The organism is Pseudomonas moraviensis subsp. stanleyae, from assembly GCF_036283065.1.
GTDB lineage: Bacteria > Pseudomonadota > Gammaproteobacteria > Pseudomonadales > Pseudomonadaceae > Aquipseudomonas > Aquipseudomonas stanleyae.
Genome location: NZ_JAADJI010000010.1, coordinates 160,041 through 183,311 on the forward strand (window position 1 = coordinate 160,041; position 23,271 = coordinate 183,311).

Consider the following 23,271-nt stretch of genomic DNA (forward strand, 5'->3'; position numbering starts at 1 on the left):
TGCTTTTTTGAACAAAGTGTCATACGTGCCGTTTTTGCGGCGCTTTTACCCCATCAGCAACTGAGCACGCGGCGCTGCAACGCAGCCTGCAGATCCTCGAATTTCACCGGTTTATGCAGATAGTCGATGGCCACGCCCGGGGCGCATTGCTGGCGGTCAGCACTCAACGCCAACATGAATACCGGCAGGTGCGCACAGCCCGGCAACGCATGAATCTGGCAGCACAGCGATGCGCCTTCGTGGTTGGGCAACTGGCAATCGATCAGCACCGCATCGAAGCTTTCCCGTTGCAGGCAGTCCAGCGCGGCGGCGCCGTTGTCAGCGCTGCGCACACGGAAACCGAGCTTGAGCAACATGCCGCGCATGACCAGTTGATTGACGCTATTGTCATCCACCAACAGCACCGTGCAATCCTGCGGCGCCCGAATGCAATCGCGGGTCGGCTGATCCGCAGGCGCTTCGATCAGCGGCAGTTCGAATTCGACATCGAGCTGGAAACGGCTGCCGCGTCCGGGCTCGGAGCGGTGGGTGAGTTTGCCGCCGAGCAATTCGACCAGTTGCCGACAGATCGCCAGACCGACACCGAGGCCGCCGTATTCGCGGGTCATCGAACCGTCGAGCTGGAAGAAGCGCTGGTACAGGGTGGCCTCGCCAAGATCGGTGAAACCGATACCGGTGTCGATCACCGCAAACGACAGCGCCATGCGGTTATCCGTCGACGGCCGCCCGGTGACGCGCAGCGCGAGGCCGCCGACACGGGTGAACTTGATGGCGTTGTCGAGCAGGCATTCCAGGCACTGCGCCAGTTTCGCGCTGTCGCCGTGCAAGCGATCCGGCAGGGTTGGCAGTACCTCGACCTTGAAGTCCAGCGACTTGCCCGCCGCATTGCCCTCGAACTGCACACGCAACGCCTCGACCACCCCGCGCAGACTGAAACTGCCCGGCGTGGCCTTGAGCTTGCCGGCCTGCAATTCAGTCAGGGTGAGGATGCCATTGACCATGCGCATCATGTCGCGGGCGGAACCGGCGGCGGTCTGCTGGTACTGCTCCAGTTCGGGGTCGAGGTCGACGGTCTGCATCAGCTCCAGCGAACCGATCACCCCATTCATCGGCGTGCGCAGTTCGTGGGTCAGAGTGGCGAGGAATTCATCCTTGAGCTTGTTGCTGTGGGCCAGTTGCTGGTTGAGCACCTCGAGCTTCTGCCCGGCGTCGTACAAGGTCTGCGCCTGTTGTTCGCGCATGGCGTTGATGCGATCGGCCAGCGCCAGCGACAGCAGCGCGACCTCGATCGCCGAGCCGATCTGGCTGGCGTACATGGTCAGGAACACGTTGGGCAACAGGCCAAGCACCATCAGCGTGTTGACGATGCCGCCGAGCAAAAACGCTGACCAGGCAATGATGAAATAACGCGCCACGCGCAAGCCGCGCCACCAGGCGAGGATCCCGGCGGCAAAGATCACCACGGTGAAGGTCAGCGCCAGTGTGGTCGCCAGGCGCAGGGCCAGGGCGTAACTGGTCATCAGCGACAGGCCGATCACCAGCGCACTGAAGGCAATCAGGCCGATCAGCAAGCGATCCAGCCAGGGACTGTGGGTTTTGGTCTGCAGGAAACTGCGGGCGAACTGGCTGCCGAACAGCCCGGCGCAACCGATGAAAAACGGCGTCGCAGCGTTGGCCCACCACGGGTTGTCCGGCCAGAAATACTCGACCGCCGCACCGTTCACCGACAACTGATAGAGGCCGAACGAGCCGATATAGAAGATGTAATAGAGGTAGCTGGTGTCGCGCACGCTCAAGTAGATGAACAGGTTGTAGACCAGCATACCCAGCAGCACGCCATAAATGATGCCGAGCACATACAGGCGCACCGGTTGGTCTTCGAGGTACGCGGTACTTGACCACAACGTTACCGGCGCCTGGATCGAACCTTCGCTGGCCAGGCGCAGGTACAGCGTCTGCTGCTGATCCGGTTTGAACGGCAAGTCGAACAGGTAATTGTTCTGGCGGATCTCGCGACTGGCGAACGGCAAGGCATCGCCGGTCTGACGCACCAGTCGGTATGCACCGCTGGCGTCGGGCAAATAGAGATCGAGGTGATCGAGGGGCGGATACGCCAGTTCCAGCAGCCAGGTGCGCTGGGCGGCCGGATTGCTCGGGCGGTAATGCAGGTCGATCTTCAGCCAGAACGCCGAGCGCGAGTAACCGGCATTGAGCGTGGCTTTATCGTGGGTTTTGAACTGGCCGGCAGCATCCTGCGCACGGACGTCGGCAATCGTCGTCTGACCGCTCGGGTCTTCGAACACTTGCAGCGATCGGCCCAGTGGCAGGCTCTGGGTGAATTCGTCGAATTCGACAGCGCTCGCCATGAGGGGCAAGCAGAACAGCAACATCAGCAAATAGCGCATTGAAGCCCCAGCGTGGCTCGTCCGGTTGTGTCAGGAAGCCCCCCATTCCCTTTGAGTAGACGTAAAACCGGTATTACCTGTGATTGTTTGGATCCAGCCTAGCATAGCCGTTGATGGCCATTGAGCACCATGGAAATTTTTCCTACAACAGCTCTAGAACGGGCGTTACAGGGCAAAGCAGCGGCCTAGAGCTGTTGCATTGGTCAGGAAGATCGAAAGATCGCAGCCTTCGGCAGCTCCTACTGGGGAATGCGGTCCGATGCAGGAGCTGCCGGAGGCTGCGATCTTTTGATCTTGCTCTGGCACCCACACCCCAAAATCAGCTTTGGTGGTAAGCTCGCGCACCATGAATATCTACAGCTCCCGCCCCGTTGTCCTCTGTCTCTCCGGCCACGACCCCAGTGGTGGCGCCGGCTTGCAGGCAGATATCGAAGCCTTGCTCGCGCAGGGTTGCCATGCGGCTCCGGCCGTCACCGCCCTGACCGTGCAAGACACCGTCAACGTCACTGACTTCCGCGTCCTCGACCGTGAGTGGGTGCTGGCCCAGGCCAATGCCGTGCTCAACGACTCCGAAGTCGCGGCGGTGAAACTGGGCATGCTCGGTTCGCTGGAAATGGTCGACACCGTTGTCGAACTGCTCTCGGCGCATCCGCATCTGCCGGTGGTCTGCGACCCGGTCCTGCGTGCCGGTGGCGGCGGACGCCTGGGCAAGGACGAGGTCGGTTATGCGATGCGCGAGCGTCTGCTGCCGCTGTCGATCATTGCCACGCCCAATCTTCCTGAAGCGCGGATCCTCGCCGAACTGCCCGAAGGCACAGCTGACGAGTGCGCAGAAAAACTCCTGCCGTTCATCAAAAACCTGCTGATCACTGGCGGCCACGGCGACGAAACTGAAATCCACAACCGCGTGTACAGCCGCGACGGCCTGCGCGAAACCTTTATCTGCCAGCGTCTGCCGGGCAGCTATCACGGCTCCGGTTGTACGCTGGCCAGCGCCCTCGCCGGTCGACTGGCCCAGGGCGAACACTTGGCCAGTGCCGTGCGCAGTGCGCTGGATTACACCTGGCGGACTCTGCGCGATGCCGAACAACTGGGCAAAGGCCAGTTCGTACCGCGTCGCCTGCCGCTGGATTTCTGCTCGTAACGTCGTGAGGTCTGCCCGATGAAACTACGTGGCCTGTATGCCATTACCGACAGCCAGTTGCTGGCCGGCAAGTTTCTGTCTTACGTGGAGGCGGCGCTCGACGGCGGCGTCACCCTGCTGCAATACCGCGACAAGAGCAGCGACGAGGCCCGCCGCTTGCGCGAGGCCGAGGCGCTGCGCAATCTGTGCGAACGCTACAAAACGCAGCTGATCATCAACGATGACGCCGAACTGGCCGCGCGTCTCAACGTCGGCGTGCACCTCGGCCAGACCGACGGCCCACTGTCGCCGACCCGCGCCCTGCTCGGTTCGAAAGCCATCATCGGTTCGACCTGCCACGGGCAGATCGCCCTGGCCGAACAAGCCGCCAAAGAAGGTGCGAGCTACGTCGCCTTCGGCCGCTTCTTCAACTCCACCACCAAACCCGGCGCGCCGAGTTGCAGCCTCGACCTGCTCGACGAAGCCAAACGCAAGCTGCACTTGCCGGTCTGCGCGATTGGCGGCATCACCCTCGATAACGCCGCGCCGCTGGTCGAGCACGGTGTCGATCTGCTCGCCGTGGTCCATGGCCTGTTCGGTGCCGAGAGCAGCGCCGAAGTGACCCGCCGCGCCCGCGCCTTCAACGAACTTCTGAAAATCTGATTTGAGAGCCCGATCATGTCTCGTTCCGAAACCCTGTTTGCCAATGCTCAGAAACACATTCCCGGCGGCGTCAACTCGCCGGTACGCGCGTTCAAGAGCGTCGGCGGCACCCCGCTGTTCTTCAAACACGCCGAAGGCGCTTACGTCACCGACGAAGACGATAAGCGTTATGTCGATTACGTCGGTTCGTGGGGGCCGATGATCCTTGGCCACAGCCATCCGGACGTGCTCGACGCCGTGCGCAATCAACTGCAACACGGTCTGTCCTACGGCGCGCCGACATCGATGGAAACCGAGATGGCCGATCTGGTCTGCTCGCTGGTGCCATCGATGGACATGGTGCGCATGGTCAGCTCCGGTACTGAAGCGACCATGAGCTCGATCCGTCTGGCCCGTGGTTTCACCGGCCGCGACAGCATCATCAAGTTCGAAGGCTGCTACCACGGCCACTCCGACAGCCTGCTGGTCAAGGCCGGTTCCGGCGCGCTGACCCAAGGCGTACCGAGCTCGGCCGGCGTGCCGGCAGCATTCGCCAAACACACCCTGACCCTGCCGTTCAACGACATCGACGCGGTGGAAGCGATGCTCGCCGAAGTGGGTGAGGACGTAGCGTGCATCATCGTCGAGCCAGTGGCCGGCAACATGAACTGCGTGCCACCAGCGCCGGGCTTCCTCGAAGGCCTGCGTTCGCTGTGCGACAAGCACGGCGTGGTGCTGATCTTCGACGAAGTGATGACCGGTTTCCGTGTCGCCCTCGGCGGTGCCCAGGCGCACTACGGCGTGACGCCGGACCTGACCACGTTCGGCAAGATCATCGGCGGCGGCATGCCGGTGGGCTGCTTCGGTGGCAAACGCGAGATCATGCAGCGCATCGCCCCGCTCGGCCCTGTGTATCAGGCAGGTACGCTGTCGGGTAATCCGCTGGCGATGGCGGCCGGCCTGACGACTCTGCGTTTGATCAGCCGCCCGGGTTTCCACGCCGAATTGACCGACTACACCACGCGCCTGCTGGATGGCCTGCAAGAACGCGCCGATGCTGCGGGCATTCCGTTCGTGACCACCCAGGCTGGCGGCATGTTCGGTCTGTATTTCAGTGGCGCCGACGAGATCGTCACTTTCGACGACGTGATGGCCAGCGACGCGGCACTGTTCGGGCGCTTCTTCCACTTGATGCTGGAAGGTGGTGTGTACCTGGCGCCGAGTGCCTTCGAAGCCGGTTTCACCTCGATCGCCCATGGCGAAGCCGAGTTGCAACTGACGCTCGACGCTGCCGAGCGCGCCTTCGCCGCATTGAAATAATTGCCGCACCGCTGACGTTGGCTATGGCCAGCGTCAGCTTTTACCTACATCCGCTCGGTTTTTCCGACGCATCTGCGAAAAAGCTGCCTGAATCCGGCGATATATTCCCCATGCAGCAGAAAAACGAGTAAAGACTTTGTAAGGTTGGCCTCGCTTATTTCATAATGCGCGCTTATTGGATCCCTCGACGGGTCCGCGTGCCCTTCAGAGGTAAGTCGATTCCCATGAACCGCACCGGCCGCACCCTTGCATTGGGCTGCCTGTTGCTCCTTCAGCCCCTGCTCGCGCATGCACAAGCAGGCGGCAACTCGTTGTTGATCCCGGCGATGGGTCGTTGCACCCTCAATACTCAGCCGCAAGACGTCACGCAGGCACTGGCCGCCTGCCAGAAAGCGGCGGATGAAGGGGACGCGCAAGCGCAATACGAGTTGGGTGAGTTCTACTACGACGGCAAGAACGCGCCGCGCGACCTCAATCAAGCCCTGAGCTATTTCGAAAAGGCCTCGTTGCAAGGCCACGCCCAGGCGCAATACAAGCTCGGCAGCATGTTCTTCCACGGTGAAGGCGTGCAGGCCAACAATATCCAGGCGTACATCGTGCTGAAGATGGCCGCGGTCAACGGTGCCGAAGAGGCGCTGGACACGGCCGACGAAGTCTCGGAAAAGATGTCCCGCGAAGATCTCGAAACCGCCACTCAGGTGCTCGGGCAGATTTTCCGCAAATACCTGATGGAACTGCAGAGCGCCGATGGGCGTACGCCGTTTTCGCCTCTTCCCTGATTTTTGCGCCGACCTTTCTGGCCTCTTCGCGAGCAGGCTCGCTCCCACAGTAGTTCTCCAGTGTTCAGAAGATCCCTTGTGGGAGCGAGCCTGCTCGCGAATGAGGCGACGCGGTCTTGAAGCTTACTTCTCAGGCATCGGCATCGGAAACGGCATGACATTGCCGACCGCGCCACGGGCTTCGCTGATTTTCGGCGTGCCCAGACGTTCCACTTCGTCAATGCGCACGATCGAATGCATCGGCACAAAGCTGCGCACCACGCCTTCGAATTGCGCCTTGAGCTTTTCTTCGCTCGGATCGACGACCATTTGCGTGCGCTCGCCAAAGACGAATTCCTCAACTTCCAGGAAACCCCACAGATCACTTTGATAGATCTGCTTGGCGTACATTTCGAACACCTGGCCCTGGTTGAGGAAAATCACCTTGTAGATTGGAGCTTCGCGTTTGGTCATGGCGGGCGGATAACATCGGGGTAAAAATGAGGGCGCGAACTATAGCATAGCCACCGGACGCACAGCGGTAGGAACCCGACGGCTTGTTCCCTATAATGCGCGGTTCTTTGAATCACGTGACGACCCGAATCCATGGCCAAGAAGCTTTACATCGAAACCCACGGTTGCCAGATGAACGAGTACGACAGCTCGCGCATGGTCGATCTGCTGGGCGAACATCAGGCCCTGGAAGTCACCGCCCGCGCGGAAGACGCCGACGTGATTCTGCTCAATACCTGCTCGATCCGCGAACGCGCGCAGGATCGCGTGTATTCGCAGCTCGGCCGCTGGCGCGAACTGAAGCTGGCCAACCCGGAGATGGTCATCGCCGTCGGCGGTTGCGTGGCCAGTCAGGAAGGCGCGGCGATCCGCGATCGCGCTCCGTACGTTGACGTGGTGTTCGGCCCGCAGACCCTGCACCGTCTGCCGGAGATGATCGACGCCGCGCGCATTACCAAGCTGCCGCAAGTCGACGTCTCCTTCCCGGAAATCGAAAAATTTGACCACCTGCCCGAGCCGCGTATCGACGGCCCGAGTGCCTATGTGTCGGTGATGGAAGGTTGCAGCAAGTACTGCACGTTCTGCGTGGTGCCGTACACCCGAGGCGAAGAAGTCAGCCGGCCGTTCGATGACGTGATCGCGGAAATCATTCACCTCGCCGAACACGGCGTGCGTGAAGTGACCTTGCTGGGACAGAACGTCAACGGCTATCGCGGCCAGACCCACGACGGTCGTCTGGCGGATCTGGCCGAGCTGATCCGCGTGGTCGCCGCCGTCGACGGCATCGACCGCATCCGCTACACGACGTCGCACCCGCTGGAGTTCTCCGACAGCCTGATCCAGGCCCATGCCGAAGTGCCGGAACTGGTCAAACACCTGCACTTGCCGGTGCAGTCGGGCTCGGACCGGATTCTCGCGGCGATGAAGCGCAACCACACGGCGCTGGAGTACAAATCCAAGCTGCGCAAACTGCGCGCTGCCGTGCCGGGGATCTGCATCAGTTCGGACTTCATCGTCGGTTTCCCTGGCGAGACCGAGAAAGATTTCGAGCAGACCATGAAGCTGATTGCCGATGTCGGTTTCGACTTCTCCTACTCGTTCGTCTATAGCCAGCGCCCGGGCACACCGGCCGCTGATCTGGTCGATGACACGCCGGAAGAACTGAAGAAAGAACGTCTGAACGCACTGCAACATCGCTTGAATCAGCAGGGCTTCGAGATCAGCCGACAAATGGTCGGCTCGATCCAGCGCATTCTGGTGACCGATTATTCGAAGAAAGACCCGGGCGAACTGCAGGGCCGCACCGAGAATAATCGTATCGTCAACTTCCGCTGCGACAATCCCACGCTGATCGGCCAGTTCGCCGACGTGCACATCGACGCCGCGCAACCGCACTCGTTGCGTGGCTCTTTAATTCAATAACGCCGCATTTCTCCTGTGGGAGCGAGCCTGCTCGCGAAGGCGGCCTGTCAGACACATCAATGTTGAATGTGTCGCCGCCTTCGCGAGCAGGCTCGCTCCCACAGGTAAAGCGCAGCGGCGCTGATCGGCTGAGATATTTAAGAGCTTTCGCACCCACGCCACTGGCGTTATCCTTGATTTCATCCTAATTGCCCCAGGGCGGCTAAATACGACCTTGAACGCACCCATCGAACCACATCGTTTTCTCCTCGAGCCTTTTGAGGCTCGCCGCTTCGCCAATCTGTGCGGGCAATTCGACGAGCATCTGCGCTTGATCGAACAGCGCCTGGCCATCGAGATCCGCAATCGCGGAAACCAGTTCGAGCTGATTGGCGACCCCAAACTCACCACGTCCGCGGAAAACCTGCTGCGCCGCCTGTACCGGGAAACCAAGGGTACCGAGCTGTCGCCAGACCTGGTGCACCTGTTCATCCAGGAATCGGCCGGCGCGGATCTCGACAATCCGGCCCCTGCCGAACCGACCGTCGCCCTGCGTACGAAAAAAGGCATGATTCGCCCACGCGGCTTGAATCAGCAGCGCTACGTGAAGGAAATCCTCGGCAACGACATCAACTTCGGCATCGGCCCGGCCGGTACCGGCAAGACCTACCTGGCCGTGGCCTGCGCGGTTGATGCACTGGAACGCGAGCAGATCCGCCGCATCCTGCTGGTGCGTCCGGCGGTCGAAGCGGGTGAAAAACTCGGCTTCCTGCCCGGCGATCTGTCGCAGAAGATCGACCCGTACCTGCGCCCGCTGTATGACGCGCTGTACGAAATGCTCGGCTTCGAATACGTCGCCAAGCTGATCGAGAAACAGGTAATCGAAGTTGCACCGCTGGCTTATATGCGCGGTCGAACGCTGAACAACAGCTTCATCATTCTCGACGAGAGCCAGAATACTACCGTCGAGCAAATGAAGATGTTCCTCACACGCATCGGCTTCGGCTCCACCGCCGTCATCACTGGCGACATCACCCAGGTCGACCTGCCGCGTGGCACCAAGTCCGGCCTGCACCATGTGATCGACGTATTGAAAGACGTGCCGGGCATCAGCTTCACTCACTTCCAGCCTAAAGACGTCGTGCGCCACCCGTTGGTGCAGCGCATCGTCGAGGCCTACGAGCGCTTCGAGACCCGTGCCGAAGCCGCGAAGGAAGCCTCGCGCGATGCTTGAGCTGGATCTGCAAATCGCCACCGAGGCCAGCGCGCCCAGTGAAGCCGAGTTCCGCCAGTGGTGCGAACTGGCCCTGCGCCAGCGCACCGCTGATTCGGAAATGACCATTCGTCTGGTCGACGAGGAAGAAGGCCGCGAGCTCAACCACACCTGGCGCCACAAGGATTACGCGACCAATGTGTTGTCGTTCCCGGCCGAAGTGCCCGACGAGTTTCTCGACATCCCGCTGCTCGGCGACCTGGTGATCTGCGTGGCCGTGGTCGAACGCGAAGCCGCCGAACAGGACAAGGAACTAAAGGCCCACTGGGCACATCTGGTCATTCACGGCTGCTTGCATCTGCTCGGTTACGACCATATAGATGATGACGAAGCCGAGGAAATGGAAGCACTGGAACGCGAGTTGCTTGCCGAACTGGGCTATCGCGATCCGTACGCGGACGACGAAACCGAACACTCCCCCATCGTTACAACAAAGGATTCAGAGTAATCGCTATGAGCGAAGATCGATCGAGCAACGGGCAGAAGTCATGGCTGGGTAAGCTCACCCAGGCTTTTGCCCACGAGCCGAAGAACCGTCAGGAGCTCCTCGAGCTGCTGCGTGATGCACATCAGAACAAACTGCTGGACAGCGAAGCGCTGGCCATCGTCGAAGGCGCCATCCAGGTGGCTGACCTGCAAGTACGCGACATCATGGTGCCGCGCTCGCAGATGATCAGCATCAAGGCGACCCAGACACCCCGCGAATTCCTCCCTGCCGTGGTCGACTCGGCCCACTCGCGCTATCCGGTCATCGGCGAAAGCCATGACGACGTGATGGGCGTGCTGCTGGCCAAGGACCTGCTGCCGCTGATCCTCAAGGAGAACGGCGACAGCTTCAACATCAAGGACCTGCTGCGCCCGGCCACCTTCGTGCCGGAGTCCAAGCGTCTGAACGTGTTGCTGCGTGAATTCCGCGCCAACCACAACCACATGGCCATCGTCATCGACGAATACGGCGGCGTGGCCGGCCTGGTGACCATCGAGGACGTGCTGGAACAGATCGTCGGCGACATCGAAGACGAGCACGACGTCGAAGAAGACAGCTACATCAAGCCGCTGCCCAGCGGTGATTTCCTGATCAAGGCACTGACGCCGATCGAGAACTTCAACGAGTTCTTCGACAGCGAATTCTCCGACGACGAGTTCGACACCGTCGGCGGCCTGGTGATGAGCGCGTTCGGCCACTTGCCAAAACGCAACGAAATCACTGAAATCGGCGCTTACCGTTTCCGCATCCTGAACGCCGACAGCCGTCGGATTCATTTGCTGCGTCTGACGCCAATCGCTCGGTAAAAATTAAGGAAAGAAATGCGCTGGACTACCCGCCCCGGCTGGCCCGGTAACCTGCTGGCCGTGGCGGCCGGTGCAATCACCACGTTCGCTCTTGCCCCGTTCGACATCTGGCCGCTGGCGTTGCTGGCGGTCGGTCTGTTCTATGCCGGTTTGCGTGAGCTGAGCCCTCGTCAGGCGCTGGGTCGTGGCTGGTGCTTCGGCTTCGGCCTGTTTGGCGCCGGCACGAGTTGGATCTATTACAGCATTCACCATTTTGGCGGCGCTTCGGTGTTGCTCGCCGGGTTCCTGATGCTGCTGTTCACCGCGGCGATTGCCTGGTTCTTCGCCCTGCCCGCCTGGTTGTGGGCGCGCTGGTTGCGCCGTAACGAGGCGCCGCTGGCGGATGCCTTGGCCTTTGCGGCGTTGTGGGTCGGCCAGGAAGCGTTTCGCGGCTGGTTCCTCACCGGTTTTCCGTGGCTGTATTCCGGTTACAGTCAGCTCGACGGTCCGCTGGCCGGGCTCGCGCCGGTGGGCGGTATGTGGCTGGTGTCGTTCGTGCTGGCCCTGACGGCAGCACTGATCTACAACGCGCCGCGCTTGTTGCAGACTCGCCGCAAAGGCTTTATCGCTGCCGGCCTGGTCCTGCTGCTGGGCCCTTGGATAGCGGGCGTCGCCCTCAAAGGCCACGCCTGGACCAGCCCGTCCGGCGCACCGCTGACGGTGGCTGCGATTCAGGGCAACGTCGCGCAAAGCATGAAATGGGACCCGGCCGAGCTCAACGCACAACTGGCGCTGTACCGCGACTTGAGTTTCCGTTCCAAACCGGTCGACTTGCTGATCTGGCCGGAAACCGCCGTGCCGGTGCTGAAGGAGTCCGCCGAGGGCTACCTGACGATGATGGGCAGCTTCGCCGCCGAGCGTAAATCGGCGCTTATCACCGGCGTGCCGATCCGCCAGACAGTGCATAAAGAGAAACGCTTCTTCAACGGCATCACCGTGGTCGGCGAAGGCGACGGCACTTATCTGAAGCAGAAACTGGTGCCGTTCGGCGAATACGTGCCGTTGCAGGATGTGTTGCGCGGATTGATCGCGTTCTTCGACCTGCCCATGTCGGACTTCGCTCGCGGCCCTTCCGACCAGGCGCTGTTGCAGGCCAAGGGTTACCAGATCGCACCGTTTATCTGCTACGAAGTGGTGTACCCGGAATTCGCCGCTGGCTTGTCGGCACGCAGTGATCTGTTGCTGACGATCAGCAACGACACCTGGTTCGGCACCTCTATCGGACCGCTGCAACATCTGCAAATGGCGCAGATGCGCGCGCTGGAGGCCGGACGCTGGATGATCCGCGCTACCAACAACGGCGTCACCGGGCTGATCAACCCGTTTGGGCAGATCACCGCGCAGATTCCACAGTTCGAACAGGGCGTGCTGTACGGCGAAGTGGTGCCGATGCATGACCTGACGCCGTATCTGCAATGGCGCTCGTGGCCGTTGATCGTGTTGTGCCTGCTGCTGTTTGGCTGGGCGCTGATGGCGAGCCGGATGTCGAAGACCCTTTAAAAGCTTCGCGAGCAGGCTCGCTCCCACATTTGGCATGCATTTCAATGTGGGAGCGAGCCTGCTCGCGAAGAGGGTGTTAGCAGCACCGAGTCAATCGTGCTTGGCATCACTTCGGTAAAACAGCGAATACCCCACCTGCCCCACCGCTTCATTGAGCAACTGCCCGCTCTGCCAGATCGACTTGAATTCCGGCAGCCAGCCGCCAAACGGCCGGGCGTTGTCAGTGCCTAAAAAGCCCACCGGTGCCGGCACTACCTCAAAACCCGCCTGCTCAAAGCTCCACACCGCACGCGGCATGTGCCACGCCTGCGTGACCACGACGACCCGTTTGATCCCCTGCGGCAAGAGAATATCTGCCGTCATCTTCGCGTTTTCCCATGTGGTGCGGCTCTCGCCTTCCTGCCAGCGCACGCTCACGTCGAAGTCATCACGCAACGAATCCGCCATCAATTTCGCTTCGGTCGGGGGCGTGCCGTAATGCAGACCGCCGCTGGTCAGGATCGGCAATCCCGAAGCCTTGGCCAGGCGCGCCGCGTAACGTTGACGCTCGAGGCCGACGCCGGTCGGCTGGTCTTCGCCCCAGGCCAGATCACCGCGCTCGCGCCCCGAGCCCAGCACCACAATCGCATCGGCGCGTTGCGCCAGCGTCGGCCATTCCTGCCGGGCCAGCGGCGGCTCGCGCTCAAGGGCCTTGGCGCCCCACTGCACCACCACCGGCAGGCTCATCAGCCACAGCCCGCCGAAGCCGAGGGCGAAACACACGCCAGCCAGGCGCGGCCGCGAGCGGCGCAGCCACCAGGCGGCCAGCAACAGCAGCAAAAGAATGCCGGGCGGCAAGAGCAGTTGTTTGATGAAGTATCGAAAGGGCATCGGGCATCTCCAAAAGATGCCCGAAGCCTAAGAGTGTTAATCAAGGGTTACAACCAAAGGCGGGATCCTGTTGCAGAAGATCCGCTTCCTGACCTGCCATGCGCTTACTTGGCCTGCACAGAACGCACCTTGCCGGTGTCTCTGCGCGGCGCCTTGTCCTTGAGCCAGATGACCTTGGCCGAATGTGCTGCATCGAGTTGCTTCACTGCTTGCGACAGGCATCCCTGCGTTTCACGTTCACTGCGATCCAGATAGGCCTTGACCAGTTTGAACTCGGCGGGGCTCAAGCCACGCAATTCCAGCTCCAGGGGGCGCTCGTCGCGCAGCCGGTCAGCGGTTTTCACGGCGTCCAGCGCCATGCCCAGACGATCGATCAACCTTTCGTACAACTCGGGTTTCGTTACGTTTTTTTTCCGTTGCTCCACCATCCCTCACCTCATTGAAGATAAGACTCACTCCCCAGTTAGAGCTTAGCTTCGCTGCACGAACCGGCTACACGCCGCGACCAACGGCCCTCGCCACCCAAACCCTCTGGCAATCGGCTGTAATCAGGGTTTCCCTCGGCCAAGCGCGGTCATGTATGCTACGGCGCTTCCTGTCATTCCACTTCCAGCGCACCCGGGCCATCCCGGATGCCGCCGTCGAAGAGGATTAGGCCACCCCTATCCAGTACAAAAGTAGCCATGCACGAACAATATCAGCCCCGTGAGATCGAAGCCGCCGCCCAGTCGTTCTGGGATGAGCAAAAGTCCTTTGAAGTCAGTGAACAGCCAGGCAAGGAAACCTACTACTGCCTGTCGATGTTCCCTTACCCCAGCGGCAAGCTGCACATGGGCCACGTGCGCAACTACACCATCGGCGACGTGATCTCGCGCTACCAGCGCATGCAGGGCAAGAACGTTCTGCAGCCAATGGGTTGGGATGCGTTCGGCATGCCGGCGGAAAACGCCGCAATGAAGAACAACGTAGCGCCCGCCAAGTGGACCTACGAAAACATCGCCTACATGAAGTCGCAGCTGCGCAGCCTCGGCCTCGCGGTGGACTGGTCCCGTGAAGTGACCACCTGCAAGCCGGACTACTACCGCTGGGAACAATGGCTGTTCACTCGCCTGTTCGGAAAAGGCGTGATCTACCGCAAGAACGGCACCGTCAACTGGGACCCGGTCGATCAGACCGTACTGGCCAACGAGCAAGTTATCGACGGACGCGGCTGGCGCTCCGGCGCGCTGATCGAAAAGCGCGAAATCCCGATGTACTACTTCAAGATCACCGCCTATGCGGACGAACTGCTGGAAAGCCTCGACGAACTGACTGGCTGGCCGGAACAGGTCAAAACCATGCAGCGCAACTGGATCGGCAAGTCCCGTGGCATGGAAGTGCAGTTCCCGTACAACGTCGACTCGATCGGCGAAGCCGGCACCCTGAAAGTCTTCACCACCCGTCCGGACACCCTGATGGGCGCGACTTATGTCGCCGTGGCTGCCGAGCACCCGCTGGCCACCCTGGCCGCGCAGAACAATCCTGAGCTGCAAGCGTTCATCGCTGAATGCAAGGGCGGCAGCGTCGCTGAAGCCGACGTCGCCACCCAGGAAAAGAAAGGCCTGCCGACCGGCCTGTTCGTCGAGCACCCGCTGACCGGCGAGAAACTGCCGGTGTGGGTCGCCAACTATGTGCTGATGCATTACGGCGACGGCGCGGTCATGGCGGTCCCGGCGCACGATGAGCGCGACTTCGAATTCGCCCACAAGTACAACCTGCCGGTGAAATCGGTGGTGCGCACCAGCTCCGGTGACACCAACCCGGCGCCGTGGCAGGACGCCTATGGCGAGCACGGCACGCTGATCAACTCTGGTGAATTCGACGGTCTCGACTTCGCCGGCGCGTTCGACGCCATGGAAGTGGCCCTGATCAAAAAAGAGCTGGGCGCCTCGCGCACCCAGTTCCGCCTGCGCGACTGGGGCATCAGCCGCCAGCGCTACTGGGGCTGCCCGATCCCGATCATCCATTGCGCCGCGTGCGGCGACGTGCCGGTGCCGGAAGATCAACTGCCTGTCGTTCTGCCGGAAGACGTGGTGCCGGACGGCGCCGGTTCGCCGCTGGCGCGCATGCCCGAGTTCTACGAGTGCACTTGCCCGAAATGCGGCCAGCCTGCCAAGCGTGAAACCGACACCATGGACACCTTCGTCGAGTCGTCGTGGTACTACGCCCGCTACGCCTCGCCGCATTTTGAAGGTGGACTGGTGGAGAAATCCGCAGCCGACCACTGGCTGCCGGTGGATCAGTACATCGGTGGTATCGAGCACGCCATTCTTCACCTGCTCTACGCGCGCTTCTTCCACAAGTTGATGCGCGACGAAGGTCTGGTCAGCTCCAACGAGCCGTTCAAGAACCTGCTGACCCAGGGCATGGTAATCGCCGAGACTTACTATCGTCGCGAAGCCAACGGCGCCTACACCTGGTTCAACCCGGCGGACGTGGAACTGGAGCGTGACAGCAAAGCCAAGGTCATCAGCGCCAGGCTGAAGTCCGACGGCCTGCCGGTGGAAATCGGCGGCACCGAGAAGATGGCCAAGTCGAAGAACAACGGCGTCGACCCGCAGTCGATGATCGACCAGTTCGGTGCCGACACCTGCCGCCTGTTCATGATGTTCGCCTCGCCGCCTGACATGAGCGCGGAATGGTCCGACTCCGGCGTCGAAGGTTCGCACCGTTTCCTCAAGCGCGTCTGGCGTCTGGCGCAAGCCCACGTCACCCAGGGCTTGCCGGGCAAACTGGACATCGCCGCGCTGAGCGACGAGCAGAAAACCGTGCGTCGCGCGATTCACCTGGCGATCAGGCAGGCCAGCCATGACGTCGGCCAGAACCACAAATTCAACACCGCCATCGCGCAAGTCATGACACTGATGAACGTGCTGGAAAAAGCCGCGCAAGCCACCGAACAGGACCGCGCGCTGCTGCACGAGGGTCTGGAAGCGGTGACCCTGCTGCTGGCACCGATCACCCCGCACATCAGCCACGAACTGTGGAAGCAGCTCGGTCACGCCGATGCGGTCATCGATGCAGGCTGGCCGGCCGTGGACGAAAGCGCTCTGGTGCAGGACAACCTGACCCTGGTCATTCAGGTCAACGGCAAGCTGCGCGGGCAGATCGAAATGCCGGCCAGCGCCACTCGCGAAGAAATCGAAGCCGCAGCGCGCGTCAACGAAAACGTGCTGCGTTTCGTCGACGGCCTGACCATTCGCAAAGTGATCGTGGTGCCGGGCAAACTGGTCAACATCGTCGCCAGCTAAATTGGATCGGGTGCCGGGCTCGCCTGGCACCCAGTAAAACCTTTCGGGCCGCAGAGTCGGCTCACCTGGTTTCAAGGGGAGCAACACAATGATCAAACGCAATCTGCTGGTGATGGGCCTCGCCGTTCTGCTGAGCGCCTGCGGTTTCCAATTGCGTGGTACCGGCACCAACGAACTGTCGATCAAGGAAATCGACCTGAGCGCGCGTAACGCTTACGGCGAAACCGTGACACAGCTGCGTCAGACGCTGGAGTCCAGCGGCGTCAAGGTCTACAGCGGCGCGCCGTACAAGCTGTACCTGGCTGACGAGCAGGAAAGCCAGCGCATCCTCAGCTATGCAGGTGCCGGTCGCACAGGCGAGTATCAGGTCAATACCGTGCTGAGCTATGACATCCGCGGCGAGAAAAACCTGTCACTGATCAGCGACAAGCTGGAAGTACAGAAGGTCTTCATTCACGACGGCAACAACCTCGTCGGCTCCGATCAGGAAGCCAACGACGCCCGTCATGAAATCCGCCGCGAGCTGGTCCAGCGCATGATGCTGCGCCTGTCGCAACTGACCCCGGGCCAGTTGCAGCAACTGCAGCAAACCGCCAACGACCGCGCCAAGGCTGAAGCCGATGCGCTGGAAGCGGCACAAAAGGCTGAGGCGGAAACGCCGCGTCACTCGCCGCTCGAAATCCCGCAGCAGTAAGACGGCCGGGGCGCTCAGGCGCCCCGCTCGCCCTTCCTTATGAAGCTCGCTCCCGCACAACTCGGCAAACACCTGCAAGGCGCACTCGCGCCGGTCTACATCATCAGCGGCGATGACCCGCTGCTGTGTCAGGAAGCCGCCGACGCCATCCGCACTGCTGCCCGCCAGCAAGGTTTCGACGAACGCCAGGTCTTCGCCGCCGACGCCAATTTCGATTGGGGTACGTTGCTGCAGGCCGGCGCGAGCATGTCGCTGTTCGCCGAAAAACGCCTGCTGGAGCTGCGCCTGCCCTCGGGCAAGCCTGGCGACAAGGGTGCTGCAGCGCTGATCGAATACTGCTCGCGCCCCGCCGAAGACACTGTGCTGCTGATCAGCTTGCCCAAGCTCGATGGCAGTGCGCAGAAAACCAAGTGGGGCAAGGCCCTGGTCGAAGGCCAGCAAACCCAGTTCGTGCAGATCTGGCCGGTGGATGCCAATCAGCTGCCGAGCTGGATTCGTCAGCGATTGTCACAGGCAGGCCTGTCGGCCAGTCAGGACGCTGTCGAATTGATTGCCGCACGTGTCGAGGGCAACCTGCTCGCCGCCGCCCAGGAAATCGAAAAGCTCAAACTGATGGCCGAAGGTGGGCAGATCACCGTCGAAACCGTGCAGGCCGCCGTGGCCGACAGTGCGCGGTTCGACGTGTTCGGCCTGACTGACGCGGTGCTCAACGGCGAACCGGCCCACGCCTTGCGCATGCTTGAAGGTTTGCGCGGCGAAGGCGTCGAACCGCCGGTGATCCTCTGGGCGCTGGCGCGGGAGTTGCGCCTGCTGGCCAATATCTCCCTGCAATACAGCCAGGGCACACCGCTGGACAAGTGCTTCAGCCAGTCGAAACCGCCGGTCTGGGACAAGCGCAAACCGCTGATGAGCAAGGCCCTGCAACGCTACTCGGCGCAACGCTGGGCGCAGTTGCTGCTCGAAGCCCAGCGTATCGATGCGCAGATCAAGGGCCAGGCGGCGGGTTCGCCGTGGATGAGCCTGAGTCGCCTGGCTCTATTGATGTCAGGCCAGCGACTGACTTTGCCTGCCGAGTAAGGCATTTGATCACGTAGCGTCCATTCGCGAGCAGGCTCGCTCCCACAGGTGCCCGCGTTCCAATGTGGGAGCGAGCCTGCTCGCGAAAGCGCCAGAATATTCCTACGCATGAGCTACTGGACAGGCGCGCCACATCGGCAGATTATTCTCGGCGCAAAACCACCACACCGAGAGAACCTTCATGAGCAAAAAGCCAGCAAAGCATGGCCCCAACAAGGCCAAATCCATCGTCGCCCAGCCCTTGTTCCGCAGTCGTCAGGAACGACCAGCCAAGGGCAAAGGCAGCTACCGCCGCGAAGCCTTCCAGTCTGACGACCGGGAGGCTTTTTACTTTCTGGCTGCCTGAAGCGCACCACCCCCCGCTCATGTTAAGGTCTGCACCTGATTCGTTTCCCCTGGAACTGTGCATGCCCCCAAGTCTTTCCCGTCGTTGGCCCGTGCGCCAATTGATCGCTGCCTCCAGCTTCATTCTGCTTGTCGCCTGCGCGGAAAAACCTACCGCCGCCGATGCACAACCGCTTCAAGCCGCCCCCGTGGCCACGGCCCCAGCGATCATCCCGCCGGTAGTGCCGTCCGCCGATCCGCTCGATATTCAACCGACCCAGACCTTCGCCGAATGGCAGGCCGGTTTCCGCAAGGACGCCCTCGCCGCCGGGATTCGCCCCGAGCTGTTCGATCAGGCATTTGCCAATGTCAGCTTCGACGCCAGCGTGATCCGCGCCGATCGCAGTCAGCCGGAGTTTTCCCGCCCGGTGTGGGAATACCTCGACGGTGCACTGTCGCCGTTGCGTGTGCGCAAAGGTCAGGCGCTGATCAACGAGTACGCCGATATTCTGCAAAGCATCGAGCAGCGTTATGGCGTTGATCGCCAGGCGCTGGTGTCGGTGTGGGGCATGGAAAGCAATTTCGGCCAGTTCCAGGGCAGCAAGTCGGTCATCAACTCGCTGGCCACCCTCGCCTATGAAGGCCGTCGTCCGGGCTTTGCTCACGCGCAATTGATCGCCGCCCTGCAGATTCTGCAACAGGGCGATATCACTCCGGAGAAAATGCTCGGTTCCTGGGCCGGCGCGATGGGCCAGACCCAGTTCATTCCGACCACTTACAACACCCACGCCGTGGATTTTGACGGTGACGGTCGCCGCGACATCTGGGGCAGTCCGGCCGATGCGCTGGCCTCGACCGCGCATTACCTGCAAAGCTCGGGCTGGCAGCGTGGTCAGCCGTGGGGTTTCGAAGTGCAGCTGCCGAGCGGCTTCAACTACACCCTGGCGGATGGCACGATTCGCAAAAGCGTCGCCGAATGGCGGCAACTGGGCGTGAGCCTGCCCAATGGTGCGCAGGCGCCAGCAGGCTCCGAGCAACTGTCCGCTGCCCTGCTGTTGCCGGCCGGTTATCGCGGCCCGGCGTTTCTGATCCTCGATAACTTCCGCGCGATTCTCAAGTACAACAATTCGTCGTCCTATGCGCTGGCGGTGAGTCTGTTGTCCGAGCGCTTCGAAGGCGCGGGCCTGATCAATGGCAGCTGGCCGAAAGATGACCTGCCGCTGAGCCGCACCGAGCGCATCGAATTGCAAACGCTGTTGAGCGCGCGCAATTACGACGCCGGCACGGCGGACGGGATTATCGGCGCGAACACGCGCAAGGCGATTCGTAGTGCGCAGCAGGCGCTGGGCTGGCCTGCGGATGGTTATCCGACGCACAAGTTGCTTGAGAGCCTTCGCGCCCAATAGAAAGACTGCCATATGGCGGATATCGCTTTCGCGAGCAGGCTCGCTCCCACAGTTGACCGTATTCCAATGTGGGAGCGAGCCTGCTCGCGAAGACTCACTATCAAGTAATAACCCGTTCAGCCTTGACCACCACATCCTGCTCCAGTATCAACTCCTGCTTCCCCGCATCCAGGCGCACCAGCGCGCCCAACGGCAACGTCAGATTCGGGTCGCAATGGCCACTGCGCCAACCCGACAGCACTGGAATCCGCAAAGGCTCGAAGGTCTGCTTGAGCAAGCGATTCAACGCGTCGACTTCCACCCCGGCGATATCGCCGACCAGCACACCGCGCAGCCTCGCCAACTTGCCGGCCAGACGCATCTGGGTCAGCAGGCGGTCGATACGGTACAGCGGCTCGTTGATGTCCTCGATAAAAAAAATCGCCCCTTCGACATCAATCTCGTAGGGCGTGCCGAGAGTTGCAGCGATCATCGCCAGATTGCCGCCAAGCAACCGCCCATGGGCAATGCCCGGTTCGACGGTTGATAACGGATACGCCGCCGGATGGCTCAGCACACTCCCTGACTTCATTTGCCCGCGTAGCATGGCGAAGAATGAAGTGACGGTCGGCGGCTCCTTGTCGCCCAACAGGTCGGCATTGAGCAGCGGGCCATGAAAGGTCACAAACCCGGCATAGCGACTGATGGCCAGATGCAGCGCGGTGATGTCGCTGTAGCCGACAAACGGTTTGGCGTTACGGCTGAGCAGGTCGTAGTCGATTCGATCCAGCAGACGCGGCGTACCGTAGCCACCGCGCAGGCAAATGATCGCATCGACTTCGGGATCGGCGAATGCCGCGTGCAGATCGCGCAGCCGTACGTCATCACCGCCGGCGAGATAGCCATCCTTCTCGTAAACACCGGGAAACACCTTCAGCCCATAGCCGCGGGCGCGCATCCATTGCAGCGCCTGTTCAGTATCGAGCATGCCGGGGCCGGCAGGCGCTATGACGCCAATCATCCCTTCGGAAGGCAACGCCGGTACGGCTCGGTGGGCAATGAGGGTGTGGCTCGGTCGAACGGTCATCCTTGGGCTCCATCGGTAAAGTCATGTACACACAGTAGTCAGCTGCATAGGCAAACAAAAGCCCCTCACCCATACCCTCTCCCGGAGGGAGAGGGAACTGATCGGGATGATCGCGACCAATGCGTTGATATGAACGACCGGGTTGAATGAAAGCTTGAGGAGTAAGGAAATCGGCTCCCTCTCCTTCGGGAGAGGGCTGGGGTGAGGGGCGAGTCCACCACTGATGCAAAGCCGTAGCAATGCCTTCCCTCAGTCAAAAAAATGCCCGCCGAAGGACAGTCCTCGGCGGGCATTTTTGCATCGGCGCTGAATCAGGAACCCAGCAGCTCGGCCTTGACCAGCTTCGCCTGCTCGTCGGCGTGGTACGAGGAGCGTACCAGCGGGCCCGACGCAACGTTCTTGAAGCCCATCTTGTAACCTTCTTCGGCGAACCAGGCGAAGGTATCCGGGTGCACGAAACGCTGCACCGGCAAGTGGCTGCGCGACGGTTGCAGGTACTGGCCGAGGGTCAGCATGTCGATGTCGTGTTCGCGCATGCGCTTCATGACTTCGATGACTTCCTCGTCGGTCTCGCCCAGCCCCAGCATCAGGCCGGACTTGGTGGGGATGTGCGGCATCATCTGCTTGAAGCGCTGCAGCAGGGTCAGCGACCACTGGTAATCCGAACCCGGACGCGCAGCCTTGTACAGGCGCGGCACGGTTTCCAGGTTGTGGTTGAACACATCCGGCGGCTCGGCGGCGGTGATTTCCAGGGCGATGTCCATGCGGCCACGGTAGTCCGGAACCAGGGTCTCGAGCTGCACGTTCGGCGACAGTTTGCGGATCTCGCGGATGCAGTCGGCAAAGTGCTGGGCACCGCCGTCACGCAGGTCGTCGCGGTCCACCGAGGTGATCACCACGTACTTGAGCTTGAGGTCGGCGATGGCGATGGCCAGGCTTTCCGGCTCGTTGACGTCCAGTGGCTTCGGACGACCGTGGCCAACGTCGCAGAACGGGCAGCGACGGGTGCAGATATCGCCCATGATCATGAAGGTCGCGGTGCCGCCGGAGAAACATTCGCCGAGGTTCGGGCAGGACGCTTCTTCGCAGACGCTGTGCAGCTTGTGCTTGCGCAGCAGGCTCTTGATGCGGTCGACTTCCGGCGAAACCGGGATGCGCACGCGAATCCAGTCGGGTTTCTTCGGCAGTTCGGTGGTCGGGATGATCTTGACCGGGATGCGTGCAACCTTCTCGGCGCCGCGCAGCTTGACGCCGGCTTCGACCTTGGGACGCGGGGCCGGGCGCTCGGTCACGTCGAGCGTCGGGATCATGGTTTGCACTGCATCAGTAGTCATATCAGTCGATTCCGCCCGTGAGGGTCGTCTGCTCAGCATAGTCGAGGTGTTTGACGAGCTGCGCGCGCAGCCGGGCACTTACCTCGGCAAATTCAATCGATCCTGCGTGATCGCTCAGCTGGGTCATGGCCAGCCCGGCATAGCCGCAGGGATTAATCCGTCGAAACGGTTCCAGGTTCATATCCACGTTCAGGGCCAGGCCATGAAAGGAACAACCGTGGCGAATGCGCAAACCCAGAGAAGCGATTTTCGCTCCATCGACATACACGCCGGGAGCATCTGGCTTGGCGGCGGCGGTGACGCCGTAGCTGGCCAGCAGTTCGATCAGGCAGGCTTCCATGCGGCTGACCAGATCACGCACGCCGAAACCCAGCTTGCGCACATCCAGTAACAGATAGGCCACCAGTTGCCCGGGGCCATGATAAGTCACTTGGCCGCCACGATCGACCTGCACCACCGGAATATCTCCCGGCAGCAGCAGGTGTTCAGCCTTGCCGGCCTGGCCCTGGGTGAACACCGGCGGGTGCTCGACCAGCCAGATTTCGTCGGCGGCGGCGTTGCCGCGTTCGTTGGTAAAGCGTTGCATGGCATGCCAGACCGGCTCGTAAGCCATCTGGCCCAGCTCGCGAAAGCCCAGCGTGCCGTGCATCACAACACCATGTGCACGAAGCCGGTCGCCCGCAGCTCGCTGTTGATGTTGTACAGCTGATCCTGATCGGTGGCGACGATGTGCAGCTGGATGGTGGTGTACTTGCCGGTGCTGCTTTGACGCTCGTCGATGCGCTCGTCATTGATCGTCGCGTGTTTCTTGACGATCTCGATGATCTGGTCTTTGCGGCCGACGCCCGTATCGCTGATTACCTTGACGGGATAATCCTTGACAGGGAATTCGATCTTTGGCGCCTTTACTTCGGTATCGGTCATGGCGTAACGGCCTCTATAG

Annotated in this window: 22 protein-coding genes; 14 read left to right on the top strand and 8 right to left on the bottom strand. The window is 61.5% G+C overall.

Annotation, left to right across the window (positions count from 1 at the left end; translation table 11 throughout):
* Positions 1–53: 53 nt before the first annotated feature.
* A complete protein-coding gene (locus GXB78_RS19290; RefSeq protein WP_329516611.1) occupies positions 54–2,405 on the bottom strand; it encodes a 7TM diverse intracellular signaling domain-containing protein in 2,352 nt (783 codons plus the stop codon).
* 346 nt (positions 2,406–2,751) lie between these two features.
* On the opposite strand from GXB78_RS19290, the gene GXB78_RS19295 reads away from it, so the two are divergent.
* The 4 genes from GXB78_RS19295 (at position 2,752) to GXB78_RS19310 (ending at position 6,269) form a co-directional block, all read left to right on the top strand.
* Positions 2,752–3,549, top strand: a complete 798-nt coding sequence (locus GXB78_RS19295) for a hydroxymethylpyrimidine/phosphomethylpyrimidine kinase (protein ID WP_129999758.1) — start codon at positions 2,752–2,754, stop codon at positions 3,547–3,549.
* An 18-nt stretch (positions 3,550–3,567) separates the two neighbouring features.
* The gene (gene thiE, locus GXB78_RS19300) at positions 3,568–4,191 is read left to right on the top strand and encodes a thiamine phosphate synthase (protein WP_329516612.1); all 624 of its coding nucleotides are present in this window, start codon (positions 3,568–3,570) and stop codon (positions 4,189–4,191) included.
* 15 nt (positions 4,192–4,206) lie between these two features.
* The gene (gene hemL, locus GXB78_RS19305; RefSeq protein ID WP_329516613.1) at positions 4,207–5,490 is read left to right on the top strand and encodes a glutamate-1-semialdehyde 2,1-aminomutase; all 1,284 of its coding nucleotides are present in this window, start codon (positions 4,207–4,209) and stop codon (positions 5,488–5,490) included.
* A 224-nt stretch (positions 5,491–5,714) separates the two neighbouring features.
* Positions 5,715–6,269 (top strand): tetratricopeptide repeat protein, encoded by a 555-nt coding sequence (locus GXB78_RS19310; RefSeq protein ID WP_101160577.1) that lies wholly within the window; start codon positions 5,715–5,717, stop codon positions 6,267–6,269.
* A gap of 123 nt (positions 6,270–6,392) precedes the next feature.
* On the opposite strand, the gene GXB78_RS19315 is transcribed toward GXB78_RS19310, so the two are convergent.
* Positions 6,393–6,722 (bottom strand): DUF1820 family protein, encoded by a 330-nt coding sequence (locus GXB78_RS19315; protein WP_016773045.1) that lies wholly within the window; start codon positions 6,720–6,722, stop codon positions 6,393–6,395.
* 132 nt (positions 6,723–6,854) lie between these two features.
* Here GXB78_RS19315 and miaB point away from each other — a divergent pair, with 132 nt between their 5' ends.
* The 5 genes from miaB (at position 6,855) to lnt (ending at position 12,267) form a co-directional block, all read left to right on the top strand.
* The gene (miaB, locus tag GXB78_RS19320) at positions 6,855–8,183 is read left to right on the top strand and encodes a tRNA (N6-isopentenyl adenosine(37)-C2)-methylthiotransferase MiaB (RefSeq protein WP_329516614.1); all 1,329 of its coding nucleotides are present in this window, start codon (positions 6,855–6,857) and stop codon (positions 8,181–8,183) included.
* 214 nt (positions 8,184–8,397) lie between these two features.
* Positions 8,398–9,396 (top strand): PhoH family protein, encoded by a 999-nt coding sequence (locus tag GXB78_RS19325; protein ID WP_329516615.1) that lies wholly within the window; start codon positions 8,398–8,400, stop codon positions 9,394–9,396.
* On the top strand, positions 9,389–9,883 hold the full coding sequence (gene ybeY, locus GXB78_RS19330) for an rRNA maturation RNase YbeY (RefSeq protein WP_329516616.1): 495 nt from the start codon (positions 9,389–9,391) through the stop codon (positions 9,881–9,883). Before GXB78_RS19325 ends, ybeY begins: the two co-directional genes overlap by 8 nt.
* 5 nt (positions 9,884–9,888) lie before the next feature.
* The gene (locus tag GXB78_RS19335; RefSeq protein WP_007909641.1) at positions 9,889–10,728 is read left to right on the top strand and encodes an HlyC/CorC family transporter; all 840 of its coding nucleotides are present in this window, start codon (positions 9,889–9,891) and stop codon (positions 10,726–10,728) included.
* 15 nt (positions 10,729–10,743) lie between these two features.
* A complete protein-coding gene (gene lnt, locus GXB78_RS19340) occupies positions 10,744–12,267 on the top strand; it encodes an apolipoprotein N-acyltransferase (protein ID WP_329516617.1) in 1,524 nt (507 codons plus the stop codon).
* Between the two features lie 90 nt (positions 12,268–12,357).
* Here the strand turns inward: lnt and GXB78_RS19345 are convergent, their stop codons facing one another.
* Positions 12,358–13,137, bottom strand: coding sequence for a YdcF family protein (locus tag GXB78_RS19345; RefSeq protein WP_329516618.1), 780 nt, complete (start codon positions 13,135–13,137; stop codon positions 12,358–12,360).
* A 104-nt stretch (positions 13,138–13,241) separates the two neighbouring features.
* Positions 13,242–13,565, bottom strand: a complete 324-nt coding sequence (locus GXB78_RS19350; RefSeq protein WP_024014441.1) for a hypothetical protein — start codon at positions 13,563–13,565, stop codon at positions 13,242–13,244.
* A 255-nt stretch (positions 13,566–13,820) separates the two neighbouring features.
* Between GXB78_RS19350 and leuS the strand changes: the two genes are divergently transcribed.
* From leuS to GXB78_RS19375, 5 genes are all read left to right on the top strand, one after another.
* A complete protein-coding gene (leuS, locus tag GXB78_RS19355) occupies positions 13,821–16,427 on the top strand; it encodes a leucine--tRNA ligase (protein ID WP_329516619.1) in 2,607 nt (868 codons plus the stop codon).
* An 88-nt stretch (positions 16,428–16,515) separates the two neighbouring features.
* Positions 16,516–17,121 (top strand): LPS-assembly lipoprotein LptE, encoded by a 606-nt coding sequence (locus GXB78_RS19360; protein WP_329516620.1) that lies wholly within the window; start codon positions 16,516–16,518, stop codon positions 17,119–17,121.
* 39 nt (positions 17,122–17,160) lie between these two features.
* Positions 17,161–18,198, top strand: coding sequence for a DNA polymerase III subunit delta (holA, locus tag GXB78_RS19365; protein WP_329516621.1), 1,038 nt, complete (start codon positions 17,161–17,163; stop codon positions 18,196–18,198).
* 181 nt (positions 18,199–18,379) lie between these two features.
* Positions 18,380–18,544: an alternative ribosome rescue factor ArfA gene (gene arfA / locus GXB78_RS19370; protein WP_329516622.1), complete on the top strand. Its 165-nt coding sequence runs from the start codon at positions 18,380–18,382 to the stop codon at positions 18,542–18,544.
* 61 nt (positions 18,545–18,605) lie between these two features.
* Positions 18,606–19,928 carry a lytic murein transglycosylase gene (locus tag GXB78_RS19375; RefSeq protein ID WP_329516623.1) on the top strand — a complete coding sequence of 441 codons (1,323 nt, stop codon included), beginning with the start codon at positions 18,606–18,608 and terminating at the stop codon, positions 19,926–19,928.
* A 100-nt stretch (positions 19,929–20,028) separates the two neighbouring features.
* Here GXB78_RS19375 and GXB78_RS19380 read toward each other — a convergent pair whose 3' ends face one another.
* From GXB78_RS19380 to GXB78_RS19395, 4 genes are all read right to left on the bottom strand, one after another.
* Complete coding sequence (locus GXB78_RS19380) at positions 20,029–20,994, bottom strand: S66 peptidase family protein (protein ID WP_329516624.1); 966 nt, start codon at positions 20,992–20,994, stop codon at positions 20,029–20,031.
* Between the two features lie 311 nt (positions 20,995–21,305).
* On the bottom strand, positions 21,306–22,304 hold the full coding sequence (gene lipA / locus GXB78_RS19385; RefSeq protein WP_160768663.1) for a lipoyl synthase: 999 nt from the start codon (positions 22,302–22,304) through the stop codon (positions 21,306–21,308).
* Positions 22,305–22,329: 25 nt separating this feature from the next.
* Positions 22,330–22,977, bottom strand: coding sequence for a lipoyl(octanoyl) transferase LipB (lipB, locus tag GXB78_RS19390; protein ID WP_024014445.1), 648 nt, complete (start codon positions 22,975–22,977; stop codon positions 22,330–22,332).
* Positions 22,977–23,252, bottom strand: coding sequence for a DUF493 domain-containing protein (locus GXB78_RS19395; RefSeq protein WP_329516625.1), 276 nt, complete (start codon positions 23,250–23,252; stop codon positions 22,977–22,979). The genes lipB and GXB78_RS19395 overlap by 1 nt, the downstream gene beginning before the upstream one ends.
* Positions 23,253–23,271 lie beyond the last annotated feature (19 nt).

Bases quoted from the DNA above. Each gene is read 5' to 3' on its own strand.
- GXB78_RS19290 (WP_329516611.1), bottom strand. From the start codon at position 2,405: ATGCGCTATTTGCTGATGTTGCTGTTCTGCTTGCCCCTCATGGCGAGC.
- GXB78_RS19295 (WP_129999758.1), top strand. From the start codon at position 2,752: ATGAATATCTACAGCTCCCGCCCCGTTGTCCTCTGTCTCTCCGGCCAC.
- thiE (WP_329516612.1), top strand. From the start codon at position 3,568: ATGAAACTACGTGGCCTGTATGCCATTACCGACAGCCAGTTGCTGGCC.
- hemL (WP_329516613.1), top strand. From the start codon at position 4,207: ATGTCTCGTTCCGAAACCCTGTTTGCCAATGCTCAGAAACACATTCCC.
- GXB78_RS19310 (WP_101160577.1), top strand. From the start codon at position 5,715: ATGAACCGCACCGGCCGCACCCTTGCATTGGGCTGCCTGTTGCTCCTT.
- GXB78_RS19315 (WP_016773045.1), bottom strand. From the start codon at position 6,722: ATGACCAAACGCGAAGCTCCAATCTACAAGGTGATTTTCCTCAACCAG.
- miaB (WP_329516614.1), top strand. From the start codon at position 6,855: ATGGCCAAGAAGCTTTACATCGAAACCCACGGTTGCCAGATGAACGAG.
- ybeY (WP_329516616.1), top strand. From the start codon at position 9,389: ATGCTTGAGCTGGATCTGCAAATCGCCACCGAGGCCAGCGCGCCCAGT.
- GXB78_RS19335 (WP_007909641.1), top strand. From the start codon at position 9,889: ATGAGCGAAGATCGATCGAGCAACGGGCAGAAGTCATGGCTGGGTAAG.
- lnt (WP_329516617.1), top strand. From the start codon at position 10,744: ATGCGCTGGACTACCCGCCCCGGCTGGCCCGGTAACCTGCTGGCCGTG.
- GXB78_RS19345 (WP_329516618.1), bottom strand. From the start codon at position 13,137: ATGCCCTTTCGATACTTCATCAAACAACTGCTCTTGCCGCCCGGCATT.
- GXB78_RS19350 (WP_024014441.1), bottom strand. From the start codon at position 13,565: ATGGTGGAGCAACGGAAAAAAAACGTAACGAAACCCGAGTTGTACGAA.
- leuS (WP_329516619.1), top strand. From the start codon at position 13,821: ATGCACGAACAATATCAGCCCCGTGAGATCGAAGCCGCCGCCCAGTCG.
- GXB78_RS19360 (WP_329516620.1), top strand. From the start codon at position 16,516: ATGATCAAACGCAATCTGCTGGTGATGGGCCTCGCCGTTCTGCTGAGC.
- holA (WP_329516621.1), top strand. From the start codon at position 17,161: ATGAAGCTCGCTCCCGCACAACTCGGCAAACACCTGCAAGGCGCACTC.
- arfA (WP_329516622.1), top strand. From the start codon at position 18,380: ATGAGCAAAAAGCCAGCAAAGCATGGCCCCAACAAGGCCAAATCCATC.
- GXB78_RS19375 (WP_329516623.1), top strand. From the start codon at position 18,606: ATGCCCCCAAGTCTTTCCCGTCGTTGGCCCGTGCGCCAATTGATCGCT.
- GXB78_RS19380 (WP_329516624.1), bottom strand. From the start codon at position 20,994: ATGACCGTTCGACCGAGCCACACCCTCATTGCCCACCGAGCCGTACCG.
- lipA (WP_160768663.1), bottom strand. From the start codon at position 22,304: ATGATCCCGACGCTCGACGTGACCGAGCGCCCGGCCCCGCGTCCCAAG.
- lipB (WP_024014445.1), bottom strand. From the start codon at position 22,977: ATGCACGGCACGCTGGGCTTTCGCGAGCTGGGCCAGATGGCTTACGAG.
- GXB78_RS19395 (WP_329516625.1), bottom strand. From the start codon at position 23,252: ATGACCGATACCGAAGTAAAGGCGCCAAAGATCGAATTCCCTGTCAAG.